Origin of the sequence: Nocardioides sp. R-C-SC26 (assembly GCF_021246465.1) — a bacterium.
Taxonomy (GTDB): Bacteria; Actinomycetota; Actinomycetes; order Propionibacteriales; family Nocardioidaceae; genus Nocardioides.
Map to the genome: position 1 here is coordinate 17,937 of NZ_JAHRHK010000024.1, position 12,479 is coordinate 30,415.

Consider the following 12,479-nt stretch of genomic DNA (forward strand, 5'->3'; position numbering starts at 1 on the left):
CTCAGACTCCTGTCAGGCTGGGCGAATTGGCCGGGTTGCGGTCGGAGACGACGCCGGCCGAACGGACCTGCGCCGATCCGGTCAGCTCGGGGTAGGAGAGGACGGCGAGCCGGTCGACGACCGGCTTCATCAGACGGCGGACGGCGGCGCGCAGCTGCGGTGCGCACACCAGGACGGGGCGGATGTTGCGGTTCTCCGCCTCCACCAGGAGCGTGGCGATGCTGCCCATCACGGCCTGGAGGGTGACCGGGTCGAGTGCGATCACCGAGCCCTGCTCGCCGCCGGGTCGCACCGCCTCGAGCATCCGCTGCTCCAGCCGCGGCTCGAAGCTGATCACGTGCACCGCGCCGTCCACGACGTGCGGGGCGACGACGGCGGGGCCCAGCGCCGCGCGGGCGGCGTCCACCAGGCCGTCGAGGTCCTTGTTGTTCGCCGCGCGGAGCGAGAGCGCTTCGAAGATCCGCACCAGATCGCGCACCGAGATGCCGTCCTCCAGCAGCGCCTGCAGGACCCGCTGCACCTCGCCCAGGCTGAGCTGGGCGGGGGTGAGCTCGTCGACGACGTTGGGATGGGTGCGCTTGACGACGTCGACGAGGAGGCGCACGTCCTCCCGTCCGAGCAGACGCGCGGCATAGCTCGCGACGACCTCGGCCATGTGGGTGGTGATGACCGCCGAGCGGTCGACGACGGTCGCGCCGCTGAGCTCGGCCTGATTGCGCAGCTCGCCGGGGATCCATTTCGCGTCGAGGCCGAAGACCGGCTCGTGGGTCGGCTCGCCCGGCAGTGACCCGAGGAAGTCGCCGATGGCGAGCACGGTGCCGGGAGGTGCCTCGCCGCGGGCGACCTCGATGTCGAACAGCTTGATCACGTAGGTGCGCGACGGCAGGTCGAGGTTGTCGCGGGTGCGTACCAGCGGGATCACGATGCCGAGATCGGAGGCGACCTTGCGGCGCAGCGCCTTCACCCGTTCCAGGAGGTCGCCACCCGAGGCGACGTCCACGAGATCGATGATGTCGGGCGCGAGTTCCAACCCGAGCGGATCGACCTGGATCTCCTCGGCGAGGGCCTCGGGGCGGTCGGGGCTGGGCGCCTCGATGGCGGCCAACTCGGTGCTCGGGCCGGTGGCGGTGCCGGCCTCGGGGATCCGTGAGGAGAGCAGCAGCAGCGCCCCGCCGCTGATGAGGAACGGGATCTTGGGCAGGCCCGGGATCAGGCACAGCGCCATGCCCGCGAACCCGGCGAACCGCATCGGCATCCGGTTGGCGGTGATCTGCCGCATGATGTCCGAGCCCATATCGCCGGGCGCGTTCGGGTCGCCCGCGCTGCGGGTGACGATGAGGCCGGTGGCGACCGAGAGGAGCAGCGCCGGGATCTGGGAGACCAGGCCGTCGCCGACCGAGAGCAGCGAGTAGGTCGACACGGCGTCGCCGGCGCTCATCCCGCGCTGGGCCATGCCGATCGCGAAGCCGCCGATCAGGTTGACCAGGGTGATCAGGATGGCCGCGATCGCGTCGCCCTTGACGAACTTGGACGCGCCGTCCATCGCACCGTAGAAGTCTGCCTCCGCGTGCACCTCCGCGCGACGACGGCGAGCCTCGTCCTCGTCGATGAGGCCGGAGTTCAGGTCGGCGTCGATCGCCATCTGCTTGCCGGGCATCGCATCGAGGGTGAAGCGAGCGCCCACCTCGGCGACGCGACCGGCACCGTTGGTGATGACCACGAACTGGATGACGAGCAGGATCACGAAGATGATCAGGCCGACGATCAGCGATCCGCCGACGACGAAGTGGCCGAAGGTGTCGATCACCTTGCCGGCATAGCCGTCGATCAGCACGAGCCGGGTCGCGCTCACGTTGAGCGCCAGCCGGAACAGCGTCATCACCAGGAGGACGGCGGGGAACGCGGCGAAGTCGAGCGGGCGGACGACGAACATCGCGGTGAGCAAAATCAGCAGGGCGCCGGTGATGTTCGCCGCGATCAGCAGGTCGAGCACGACCGCCGGCAGCGGGATCACCAGCATCACGATGATCATCACGATGCCGAGCGGCACCGCGAGCTGGGTGAGGCGCTTCATCGCTGCCTCGACGCCGGAGCCCAGACGGTCATGGACGGCCCTTCCACCACGCCGCCCTCAAGGGTCGGCGATGCACGACGCCGTCCCTGGCGCGGGTGACGCCGTCCTGGCGTCCATGCGGCCTATCGGCGGAAGGCTGGGCCAGTTGAGGAGTGTCGGTCCGCTATCGCGCGGCCAGTCCGTGCTCGTGGGCGAAGACGACGATCTGGACGCGGTCGCGGAGGGCGAGCTTGCGGAGCACCGAGCCGACGTGGGTCTTGACCGTCGACTCGCTGGCGAAGATCTCCGCGGCGATCTCGGTGTTCGACAGCCCGCGGACGACGCCGGCGAACACCTCGCGCTCCTTGTCGGTCAGCGCCGTGAACGCCGGGGGGATCGGCGCGGACGCGCGGAACGATCCCTCGAGCAGGGTGGTCAGATCGGTGGGGGAGAGCACCGCGTTGCCGGTGTAAGCGGTGCGGATCGCGTCGGCGAGCAACGCCGGCGTGGTGCCCTTGAGCAGGAACCCGCTGGCGCCGTGCCGGATCGCGGTGGCAGCGCGATCGTCGAGGTTGAACGTGGTCAGGACGACGACGCGCAACGGTCGGGTACGTCGGGAGGAGCGCTCGGGCGAGAAGAGCTGCCGGGTCGCCTCGACGCCGTCCATCTCCGGCATCCGGATGTCCATGAGCACGACGTCGGGCTGCAGCTCCTCGACGAGCGAGAGCGCCTCGAGGCCGTCGCCCGCACCGCCGACGACCTCCATGCCCGGCTGCGCGTCGATGATGACCCGCACGCCTTCGCGGAAGAGCTCCTGGTCGTCCACCAGCAGGACCCGGATGCTCACAGCGGCCTCACCGGGAGCCACGCCGTCGCGGTGAACGACGTGGAGTCCTGCTCCACCGCGAGCAGGCCGCCCACGGCCGCGAGCCGGCGCCGCATGCCTTCGACGCCCTGGCCGCTACCGGTCGGCGCGGGTTCTGGGGTGCGGCGGGCGTTGCGTACCCGCAGGCACAGCTGATCGGCCCAGAACCGCTCGACCTCCACCGCCTGGCTGCGGTCGCCGTGTCGCAGGGCGTTGGTGAGCATCTCCTGCAGCACTCGGTAGGCGACGGCGGCGAGGTCCGGCGGAAGCGGACGTGCGGGACCGTGCACCCGGCTGGTGATCTCCTGCCCGCTCACCCGCACGCCGTCGATCAGCCGGTCGAGATCGGCGTCGTGCACGGTGGAGGCCGAGCCGGTCGAGCCGAGCACGTGCCGGACGTCGTCCAGTGATGAGCGAGCGGCCGTCGCGATGGTGGCGAGGGTCTGCTGCAGCTTCTCCGGGTCGTCGAGGTACTGCCCCGATTCGGCCTGCGCGACCACGACCGTCAGCGAGTGCCCCACGACGTCGTGGACGTCGCGCGCCAGCCGCGTCTGGTCCTCGCGCAGGCGGGCGATCTCCTCCGCCTGGTCACGCGCACTCTCCGCCTCGACCTGGGCGGCGCGCGAGCGTCGGGCGCGGTCGGCGAACCGGGCGGCGAGGCCCGCCACCCACGGCAGTCCGAGGATCGCGATGCCGATGACGCCGCCGGCCACCTGCATCCGGTCGGTGTCGCCCATCCGGGTGGCGAGCTGATCGGCGATCCCGGTCGGACGCAGCGCGTAGTACAGGTCCCACGGCGACAGCAGGGCGACCGCGAGCACCGCGGCGAGCGGGATCGAGACGGCGCTCAGCATCACCGTCGCCACGCGGCCCCAGCGGGCGCATGCGAAGGCGACGAAGACCAGGCTGAGCTCGATGACGAGCGGAGCCGTCTGAGAGGCCACCTGGACGAAGCCGGTGAGCCAGGTGAGGCTCAGGGCGAGCGCCGGCTGACGACGGGCGAGGGCGACGGCGAGGGCCACCCCGACGACGACCGCGACGCTCCCCGTGACGGGGTCGCCCGGAAAGTAGTCGCGGTTGGCGATCTCGAGGAGACCGAGCAGCAGCACCACGGTGCCGACGACGAGACCCGGGAGGTAGCCGCGCAGCAGACCGCTTCCGCGGCGGGTGACGACGTCGCGCGACGGGGGCGCGGCGGTCGGCGTCGTCACGAGCCCACCCGACCGAGCGCCGGCGCTGGCAGCGAGGACGCCGTCGGGGCGCTGCGCCAGGGCCGCTCCACCCACCGGTCCGAGGCGGCAGCGAGCAGGAGGGTGAGCGCCAGCGCCACCGGACCCGCCAGCGCCACGCCGCCGACGTCGGACAGGTGCGGGCGCAGCCACATCGTCAGGGGGTAGTTCCACAGGTACGCGGCGTAGGAGACGGTGCCGAGCCAGACGCCGGCAGCCACGAGCAGCGTGAGCGGCGCTCGCCGTCGGGCCGGCCCGCCGTCGCCGGCCGGGATCGGTTGCCCATCGCGCCAGGCGTGCACCGCGGCCATGGTCAGGATCGCGATGGCCGGGCCTCCTGCCAGGTAGGTGAGCGCGTGACCCCGCAATGGAACCACGCTCAGCGCCACGAGCGCGGCGAGTGCGACTCCGGCGACCCGACGTCGAGCGGAGGCGCGGAGGGCGGGCAACGGCAGGAGCCTCCCGGCCGCTCCGATCACGAAGCAGCCGGCCCACGACGTCGGGAGCGCATAGGCGGCGTCCGGGGCATCGCGCAGCCACAGCACCGTCGCCACGCAGGCGACCAAGCAGGCCGTCCCGGCCAGGACGACGAGCAGGCGGGGGCGGCGCCACATCAGGAGGACGGCGAGTGGCCAGACGAGGTAGAACTGCTCCTCGACCGCCAGGGTCCACAGATGGAAGGTGGCGTCGCTCGGGTCGCCGATCGGGAGGTCGGCAGTCCAGGTGAGCGCGACGAGGACGGTGTCGCGCAGCTGGTCACGGTCGCCGAGCGGGTCGAGCGCCAACGTCACCACGACGACGCCGAGGACGAGCGCGAGCAGCGCGGGCACCAGGCGTCGTGCGCGACGTAGGTAGAAGGCGCGAAGGTCCACGCGTCCGGTCCGGGTGAGCTCGTCGTGCAGGAGACCGGTGATCAGCCAGCCCGAGAGGGCGAAGAACATCACCACGCCGACGACTCCCGCGCCGGGGAACGCGGTCGGGAAGGCGTGGCGCAGCAGCACCAGGCCGACCGCGATGCCGCGTAGAAGGTCGAGCCCGGCCACCCGGTGCGTGGTCGTGCCGGCGGCGTGGATCGCCCCCATCACACCTCCGCCGTCAGCCGCGCGGGGACGGCGTCGCGCACCAGCAGGTCGAGCAGCTCGGCGTACCCGATGCCCGCGGCGGCGAACATGCGCGGCGCCTGCGAGGCCGCGGTCATGCCCGGGATCGTGTTGACCTCGTTGAGCACCGGGCCCTCGGCGGTGAGGAAGAAGTCCACCCGCGCGACGCCGCGGCAGCCGAGCGCCTCGACCATCGCGACCGCCGCCTTGCGCAGCTCGGCGGCCTCGGTGTCGGTCAGGTCGGCCGGCACCTGCAGGTCGGCCGAACCGTCGTACTTGGTCGCGAGGTCGAAGATGCCCTCGCCCACGATCTCCAGTGCAGGTGGCACGAACACCGATCCGTCCGCGCGGCGCCACACCGCGACGTCGACCTCGCGCCCGACGACCACCTCCTCCACGAGCACGCGGTCGTCGACGGCGAAGGCGTTCTCCAGCGCCGGCCGCAGCGCCAGCGCATGGTCCACCAGCGCCACGCCGTGACTCGAACCGGCGCACACCGGCTTGACCACGACGGGTCGACTCCACCGGACGGCGTCGATGCCCGAGCGGGTGACCAGCCGCCCCGGCGCGGTGGCCACGCCCACCGAGTTCGCCACCAGCTTGGTGGCGGCCTTGTCCATCGCGAGCGCGCCCGCGCCCAGGCCCGACCCGACCCAGGGGATCCGAGCCAAATCGCAGAGCGCCGCGAGGGCGCCGTCCTCGCCGCGCGGGCCGTGCACCATCGGGAAGGCGACGTCGCAGCCCGACAGGATCTGCGCGGCACCGGCGAGGCCCACCAGCCGTCCGCCCCGGTCGTGCCAACCGCCGTCGCGACCGATGGTGAGGCCGACCACCTCGTGCCCGGCCGCCGCCAGACCCGTCGCGACGGAGGCGGCCGAGGCCAACGACACCTCGTGCTCGCAGTTGCGGCCACCGCCGATCACCGCGACGCGCATCACGCCCCCACCCCGTAGGCGTGGCGTGCCGGCAGGACGACGCGCGCGGTACGCAGGCCCACTCCCGTGACGATCTCGTGCGGCAGGGTGCCCGACCACGCGGCCCACTCGGTGAGCGTCGGCTCGCCGCGCTCGCCCGTACCGAAGACCGTGACCGGGGCGCCGGGGGAGACCTCGCGCCGCCCGAGGTCGACGACGAGCTGGTCCATCGAGATCAGCCCGACGACGGGGCAGCGGTGCCCCGCGACCACCACGGACGCACGATCGGACGCCGCGCGCGGCAGGCCGTCCGCGTAGCCGAGCGGGACCAGCCCCAGCCGCGTCGCGCGCGTCGTGCGGTGGTCGTGGCCGTAGCCGACCACCGTGCCGGCCGGCACCTCGCGCACCGAGACCAGGCTGGTGCGCAGGGTCGCGGCGGCGTGGAGCGCCGTCGTGCCGGAAGGGTCGATGCCGACCAGCCCGGCGCCGACGCGGCTCATCGTGTGATGCGCGAGCGGGTCGGTCAGCGTCGCCGCGGTCGCCGCGAGGTGACGGTGGCGAGGCCGCAGCCCGGCGCCGCGAGCGATCTCAAGGGCCCAGGCGAACCGGGTGCGCCCCTGCCGGGTGCACAGGTCGTCGGGGTCGGCACAACCGAGGTGACCCATCAGCCCCACCACCCGCACGTCCCCGCGACGCTGGGCGCGTGCCGCCGCGCGGCACAGCGCCGCCCACTGCGCGGGGGCGGCACCGTCGCGCGCCATCCCGACGTCGAGGTGGAGGTGGATCGCGGCCGGCACGGGCCGCGGCGCGCGGCAGATCGTGCCGAGGTGCTCGAGGGAAGGCACCGCGAGCTCGACCCGGTGCCGCACAGCGCCGCTGACGTCGGCATCGAGGGTGTTGAGCCAGCTCAGGATCGGCGCGCCGACACCCTCGGCGCGCAGGGCGAGCGCCTCGCCGATGCCGGTGACGCCGAGACGGGTGGCGCCGTGGGCGAGCGCCGTCCGGGCGACATCGGCGGCGCCATGGCCGAAGCCGTCGGCCTTCACGACCGCCATCAGTTCGCCGGTGGCGCGGGCCGCGAGCAGCCGGGTGTTCGCGGCGACGGCGTCCAGGTCGATCTCGAGGACGGCGTTCACGCGGCGGCCCCCGGTCGCTCGGCGTTCTCGACGGGACCGTAGAGCGCGTGGGGAGCGTCGGTGCGCAGCGCCCAGTAGCGGTCGCCGAAGCTCCAGTGCCACCACTCGGTCGGGTAGTTCACCAGCCCCTGCCCGCCGAGGACGGCCGCAAGGAGGTCGCGGTGCGCGCGGGCGTCGGCGCCGATGCCGTCGGCAGCGAACCAGCAGCGTCCCTCGCTCTCCTCGGGCGTCGCGTCGATCGCCGTGCCCAGGTCGAGCGGCACGCCGTCCGCCGCGACGAGGGTGAGGTCGACCGCGGCACCCGCGACGTGGGGTGCGACGTCCAGCGGTGCGACGAAACGGCTGGTCAGGCGCTCGACCTCGGCGCCGTCGGCCTGCGGGTGGTGAGCACGCACCTGCGCGCGGTACCACTCGATGATGGCGCGCTGCCGGCTCGCCGCGCGGTGGCCCTCGACCACGAGGAGGCCGATACCGGCGGGGAGGTCGCGGTCGGCCGCGAGGAGCCGGTCGATCAGGCCCGCGCGCACCGCCGTCCGGGTGGGGGAGAGGTGGCGCGGCAGTCGGATCAGCGGCTCGCCGCACTCGACCAGCGGCACCGCCGTCACCCGGGGATCGGACAGGAGGATCGTCATGTCCACGACGCTAGGAGCGCGCGGCCCGCCGTCCCTCCCTCTGAGGTACCGGCCTGCGGTACCTGGGTATCGAGGTGGTGACTGGGGTCGGATACCAAACGGATATTGGTAGGTGAACGGCCCCGAAACCGACCGAATCGCCTACCGAAACCCGTTTGGTATCCGCTGCGGTGTCCGGTCCATTTCCACAGGGTAGGGAGGCCAGCCGGCGGTCCACAGCCGGCCGGCTGGCTGATTTCGGCCTCACGTGGGCTGGAGACATCCCGATCATGGGATCTCAGCTATCGGAGGAGCAGCACTTCCGACCGCGGTGTGCTCTGCCGGATGGGCTTCGCGACGCTGTTGCGGTCGACCCTCGTGGGCTGACCGGTCCGACTCGCTGGCAGGCGAGCACCCCGCGCTGGGAGAGGGTCGCTCCGGGGCGGTACGCGCCGAGCGATCGTCCCGCATGCGTCGAGCAACGAATCCTCGACGCCGCCTCGCGGCTGCGGCCCGACGGGTCGCGCGGATGCGTCACTGGGTGGGCCGCACTGCGGATGCGAGGTGCGGCGTACTTCGACGGCGCCGGACCAGCCGGCGCCGACGTCGAGTCGGTCTCGTTGCTCATGACGGCGACGTCCGACTTGAGCGAGATCCCGGGAGTTCGGGTCAGTCGTGCGTGCGTGCCTCGGCACACGATCCACACCGTCGCAGGCGTACCGCTCGCACCGGTGCAGCGGGCTCTACTCGACGAGATCAGAGTGCGTGACTCGCTGGTCCCCGCGGTCCAGGCGATCGACATGACGGCCGCCGCCGGCCTGATCTCGGCATGGCTCTTCGCGGAGTACGTCGGGGCCTGCAACGGTCTGCGCGGTGCACCGCTGGCGCGGCACGCGGCGTCGCTCGCCGTCGATGAGGCGTTGTCACCTCGCGAGACCTGGATGCGGATGATCTGGGTCTGCGACCTCGGGTGGGAGCCGCCGTTGGTCAATCTGCCGATCTTCGACAGGTACGGTCGCTTGATCGGCGTGCCCGACCTGCTCGACCCGATCCGGGGCATCGTGGGTGAGTACGACGGCGCTGTCCACCGAGAGCGCGAGAGGCACCGCCGCGATCTCGAACGGGCCACACGTTTCCGCGACGCCGGGCTCGAGGTTGTCACCGCCGTTGCGGGTGACACCCGTGCAGTCGTGATCGATCGCCTCGCCCGAGCTCGCGCACGCGTCGAGCGGGCGCAGGCCAGCAGCGATGGATCCGCACCGGGTTGGACGACGCGGGCCCCACCTTCCTCTATGCCTGCGCGGTGCGAACTCACCCAGCGTCTTGAGGCCGCCGGTTTGGGGCAGGCGTTGACCGCGCGTCTGTGAGGTGCAGTGTTCGGGGATAGCGAACGTGTTCTGGTAGGGAATATGCCGCCGGGAGGGCTGCAACTCCTGCCGAAACACGTTTGCTATCCCGGAGCGACCACCCGCGCCCGACGGCGACCGAGAGCGGGGACGGCGGGGAGCTCGTCCTCGCGGCGTGGCGAGCGGTGCGTGCCGCCGCGAGCACCGCGGTGGCGTCGGGAGATGACGAAGGCGAGCACGTGGGCCACGGCGGCGAAGAGCTCGGCGGGGATGTGCTGGCCGACGTCGGTGGAGGCGTAGAGCGCGCGCGCCAGCGGTACGTCCTGCACGAGCGGGACGTCGTGCTCGGCGGCGACCTCGCGGATACGGGCGGCGATCGCTCCGGCACCACGGGCGACGACGACGGGGGCGCCGTCCTCGGGGCGATAGCGCAGGGCGACGGCGACGTGGGTGGGGTTGACCATCACGACGTCGGCGGTCGGGACGTCGGCCATCATCCGGTTGCGGGCGGCGGCGAGCTGCCGGGCACGGATGGCGCCCTTGATGAGCGGATCTCCCTCGGACTGCTTGTGCTCGCGCTTGACCTCGTCCTTGCTCATCTTCGTCTGCTTGAGGGTGCGGCGTCGCATTACGCCGTAGTCGACGGCGGCCATCAGCACACCCGCGACGGCCACGGTGCGGACCAGGCTCATCAGCTCGGCCACGGCACCGTCGACGACGACGTCGAGCGGCACGAGGCCGCCGAGCATCGGCATCATCGCCTGGATGGATCCGTAGGCCAGGATCGCGACGAGGGAGCACTTGACCAGCATCTTGGCGCCCTCCCACAGCGAGTGCGGGCCGAAGACACGCTTGGCGCCCTTGATCGGGTTGAGCTTGGACGCCGACGGCTTGACCGACTTCGTGGCCAGGTAGAAGCCGCCCTGGGCGAGTGTCCCCGCGACGCTGAGCAGCATGATCCCCGAGCCCAGCGCGACCAGGACGAGGAACACGTGGGTCGCGGCGCTGCCGAGCAGCTCGAGGGCGTCGGCGGTCTCGGGCTCCTCCAGGGTGCGCAGCGAGCGCTCCATGATCTCCGAGATCGCGGTCAGCTCGTAGCGGGCCAGCGGCGGCAGCGCCAGGGTGAACAACAGCATCGCCGACCACGCGCCCAACTCCTGGGTGCGTGCGACCTGGCCCTCCTTGCGAGCCTCCTTGAGGCGCTTGGGGGTCGGCTTCTCGGTCTTCTCCCCACCCTCCTTGCTCACCGACGCTCACCGCCCCGTCGGGCCTCGCCGCTCATCCGCCGCCTCCCGCGATCGTTCCGATCGCCTCCAGGGCCAGCTCGGTGAGTCGATCGATGGCCTCGGGCAGCACCGGGAAGGAGAGCCCGACCAGCAGCAGGGTGAGTCCGATCTTGGCCGGGAACATCACATTGATGGCCTGGAGTTGCGGGGCGACCTTGGTCATCAGGGCCAGCCCGAGATCGGCGACGAACAGCACCGCGATCATCGGCAGCGCGATCTGCACCGCCGTCACGAAGAAGACGCCGAACGCGCGCGCGACGACGCCGTAGCTGCCCTCGATGTCGGGGGAGTCGCCGATCGGCAGCATCTCGAAGGTGCGGAGCAGACCGCCGATCACCAGCAGGTGCCCGCCGGAGACGAAGAGCAGCACGACGGCGAGCATCTGGTGGAACTTGCCGAAGACGGTCGAGGAGTTCATCCCGAGCGGGTCGAAGCCCTGGGCGAGCGAGAAGCCGCCGAAGACGTCGATCAGGCCGCCGGCCGCCGTGACCGCGGTGAAGAGCAACATCGTGACGAAGCCCATCGCGAGACCGATCGCGGTCTGGGTCAGCGCCGTGACGAGCAGCGCCCCCTCGCTCGCGGGAATCTCCGAGCCCGACAGCGATCCCGCGACGACGAAGGACAGCGCCAAGCTCAAGATCACCTTCGCCATCATCGGCACCGCGCGCGAGGAGAACGGCGGGACGACGGCGAACCACGCGCCGATGCGCAACGAGGCCAGCAGGAACGCCAGCGCCGGTTCGCCGGCGATCGTGATCGTCATGCCAGGTCCACCCGCCGCCCGCTCAGGCCAGCAGGCTCGGGATCATCCCGAACAGCTCGTTGGTGAAGTTCACCAGGGTGTGCAGCATCCAGTTGCCGCTGACGAGCAGCGCGACGCCGACGGCGACCACCTTCGGCACGAACGCGAGGGTGAACTCCTGGATCTGGGTCATGGACTGGAACAGGGAGACGACGAACCCCACGCTCAGCGCGGTCGCCAGGATCGGCGCCGAGAGCTTGAGCGTGACGAGCATCGTCTTCATCGCGATCTCGATGACAGCGGTATCGGTCACGTCGCTCACCCGCTCCCGTAGCTGCTGACCAACGAGGTGACGACCAGCCCCCAGCCATCGACCAGGACGAACAGCAGCAACTTGAACGGCAGCGACACCATCACCGGCGGCATCATCATCATGCCGAGTGCCATCAGCGCCCCGCTCACGACGATGTCGATCACCAGGAACGGGATGAAGATGATGAAGCCGATGATGAACGCCTGCTTGAGCTCGCTCAGCACGAACGCGGGCACCAGGGTGCTCAGCGGGACGTCGTCGCGGGTCTCGGGCAGGTCGCGTCGGGCGACGTCGGTGAGCAGCTTCAGCTCGTCGTCCCCGGTCTGGTCGAGCATGAACTCCCGCAGCGGCACCACGCCGGACTCGAAGGCCTGGGACGCCGAGAGGTCGCCGTCCAGGTAGGGCTGCAGGCCGGCGTCGTTGATGCCGGAGAGGACCGGCGCCATGATGAACAGGCTCAGGAAGAGCGCGAGGCCCGCGAGCACCTGGTTCGGTGGTGTCTGCTGCAGCCCGAGCGCGTTGCGGGTCAGCCCGAGCACCACCAGGATCTTGGTGAACGAGGTGCAGGTCAGCACGATCGCGGGCGCGAGCGAGAGCAGCGTCAGCACCAGGATCAGCGTCACCGAGGAGCTGGGCTTGTCGGTGAGCCCGTCGACGTCGATGACGACACCGTTGCCGCTCGCGCCGTCGGGGCCGCTCGGGCCGGCCGGTCCCTCAGGGCCGCTCGTGCCGGGTGCGTCGAGCTGCTCCAGGTCGGCCAGGGCGTCGAGCTCGACGCTGGGCAGGTCGAGGCTCGGCACGGTGTCACCGAGCAGGCTCTTGCTCGGCACCCGGCCGGCGCCGTCGGGCTCGGCGGCTGCGGGCGGGCCCCGCCGGCCGGGGCG

Annotated in this window: 12 protein-coding genes; 1 reads left to right on the forward strand and 11 read right to left on the reverse strand. The window is 71.7% G+C overall.

The annotated features are described in order from the left end of the window. Nucleotide 1: 1 nt before the first annotated feature. From KSO97_RS16390 to KSO97_RS16420, 7 genes are all read right to left on the reverse strand, one after another. A complete protein-coding gene (locus KSO97_RS16390) occupies nt 2–2,074 on the reverse strand; it encodes a flagellar biosynthesis protein FlhA (RefSeq protein WP_232680785.1) in 2,073 nt (690 codons plus the stop codon). A gap of 163 nt (nt 2,075–2,237) precedes the next feature. Then, entirely contained in the window at nt 2,238–2,900 is a 663-nt protein-coding gene (locus tag KSO97_RS16395; protein WP_232680787.1) for a response regulator transcription factor, read from the reverse strand. Beyond that, complete coding sequence (locus tag KSO97_RS18400; RefSeq protein WP_232680796.1) at nt 2,897–4,129, reverse strand: histidine kinase; 1,233 nt, start codon at nt 4,127–4,129, stop codon at nt 2,897–2,899. The genes KSO97_RS16395 and KSO97_RS18400 overlap by 4 nt, the downstream gene beginning before the upstream one ends. Beyond that, nucleotides 4,126–5,229 carry an acyltransferase gene (locus tag KSO97_RS16405; RefSeq protein ID WP_232680804.1) on the reverse strand — a complete coding sequence of 368 codons (1,104 nt, stop codon included), beginning with the start codon at nt 5,227–5,229 and terminating at the stop codon, nt 4,126–4,128. The genes KSO97_RS18400 and KSO97_RS16405 overlap by 4 nt, the downstream gene beginning before the upstream one ends. Then, entirely contained in the window at nt 5,229–6,182 is a 954-nt protein-coding gene (locus tag KSO97_RS16410) for a D-alanine--D-alanine ligase (RefSeq protein WP_232680836.1), read from the reverse strand. The genes KSO97_RS16405 and KSO97_RS16410 overlap by 1 nt, the downstream gene beginning before the upstream one ends. Then, on the reverse strand, nt 6,182–7,297 hold the full coding sequence (gene alr / locus KSO97_RS16415; protein ID WP_232680815.1) for an alanine racemase: 1,116 nt from the start codon (nt 7,295–7,297) through the stop codon (nt 6,182–6,184). Before alr ends, KSO97_RS16410 begins: the two co-directional genes overlap by 1 nt. Beyond that, on the reverse strand, nt 7,294–7,929 hold the full coding sequence (locus tag KSO97_RS16420) for a M15 family metallopeptidase (RefSeq protein WP_232680818.1): 636 nt from the start codon (nt 7,927–7,929) through the stop codon (nt 7,294–7,296). Before KSO97_RS16420 ends, alr begins: the two co-directional genes overlap by 4 nt. Nucleotides 7,930–8,669: 740 nt before the next feature. Here KSO97_RS16420 and KSO97_RS16425 point away from each other — a divergent pair. Further along, a complete protein-coding gene (locus KSO97_RS16425) occupies nt 8,670–9,275 on the forward strand; it encodes a hypothetical protein (protein WP_232680820.1) in 606 nt (201 codons plus the stop codon). Nucleotides 9,276–9,358: 83 nt separating this feature from the next. Here KSO97_RS16425 and KSO97_RS16430 read toward each other — a convergent pair whose 3' ends face one another. From KSO97_RS16430 to fliP, 4 genes are read right to left on the reverse strand one after another with little or no spacing between them, the layout of a single operon-like run. After that, the gene (locus KSO97_RS16430) at nt 9,359–10,501 is read right to left on the reverse strand and encodes a flagellar biosynthesis protein FlhB (RefSeq protein WP_232680822.1); all 1,143 of its coding nucleotides are present in this window, start codon (nt 10,499–10,501) and stop codon (nt 9,359–9,361) included. Between the two features lie 31 nt (nt 10,502–10,532). After that, nucleotides 10,533–11,303, reverse strand: a complete 771-nt coding sequence (locus tag KSO97_RS16435; protein WP_232680824.1) for a flagellar biosynthetic protein FliR — start codon at nt 11,301–11,303, stop codon at nt 10,533–10,535. 22 nt (nt 11,304–11,325) lie between these two features. After that, nucleotides 11,326–11,604, reverse strand: a complete 279-nt coding sequence (gene fliQ, locus KSO97_RS16440; protein WP_232680827.1) for a flagellar biosynthesis protein FliQ — start codon at nt 11,602–11,604, stop codon at nt 11,326–11,328. After that, entirely contained in the window at nt 11,601–12,425 is an 825-nt protein-coding gene (gene fliP / locus KSO97_RS16445) for a flagellar type III secretion system pore protein FliP (RefSeq protein WP_374198512.1), read from the reverse strand. The genes fliQ and fliP overlap by 4 nt, the downstream gene beginning before the upstream one ends. Between the last annotated feature and the right edge of the window lie 54 nt (nt 12,426–12,479).

Bases quoted from the DNA above. Each gene is read 5' to 3' on its own strand.
- KSO97_RS16410 (WP_232680836.1), bottom strand. From the start codon at position 6,182: ATGCGCGTCGCGGTGATCGGCGGTGGCCGCAACTGCGAGCACGAGGTG.
- KSO97_RS16390 (WP_232680785.1), bottom strand. From the start codon at position 2,074: ATGAAGCGCCTCACCCAGCTCGCGGTGCCGCTCGGCATCGTGATGATC.
- KSO97_RS16405 (WP_232680804.1), bottom strand. From the start codon at position 5,229: ATGGGGGCGATCCACGCCGCCGGCACGACCACGCACCGGGTGGCCGGG.
- KSO97_RS16420 (WP_232680818.1), bottom strand. From the start codon at position 7,929: ATGACGATCCTCCTGTCCGATCCCCGGGTGACGGCGGTGCCGCTGGTC.
- KSO97_RS16435 (WP_232680824.1), bottom strand. From the start codon at position 11,303: ATGACGATCACGATCGCCGGCGAACCGGCGCTGGCGTTCCTGCTGGCC.